A 364-nucleotide genomic window follows, 5' to 3' on the forward strand; every position below is an offset into this window, starting at 1 on the left:
TTCTAGTCGTGTCCGTCGCGATCACGGCCCAAGACCCGTCGTTTGTCCCATACGTTACAGAGAACCCGGAGGCGTATACCGATCTGGTGGACACCATTGAGGCCGGTAACGCTGCGATAGGCACTACCGTCTTCACGTTCCCGGGCAACATGGACCCTAGTGGTGGCTTTGTGGTTTGGGAGCTGCTGGCCTCGGACGGGACAGTATATGCAGCAGGTAACGCATTTTCGTACGTAGTGCAGAGCACGGGCCTCACTAACATGGTGATCGCCCAATCCGTGGTAACGGTGCCCGCGACGGTGCCCCCATCACTCGAAGGTCAGAAGTATCAGCTGCGCTACACACTGGAGCTTCCTCAAACAAT

The 364-nt window shown here is 57.1% G+C and carries 1 protein-coding gene; it reads left to right on the forward strand.

What is annotated here, in order from left to right; translation table 11 throughout:
* Positions 1-86: 86 nt before the first annotated feature.
* On the forward strand, positions 87-364 hold a 278-nt coding region (locus AC1RPH_RS08025), incomplete at its 3' end, for a hypothetical protein (protein ID WP_481762060.1).

It is taken from the genome of Dellaglioa sp. CoH-57-MRSF-16 (assembly GCF_056782055.1).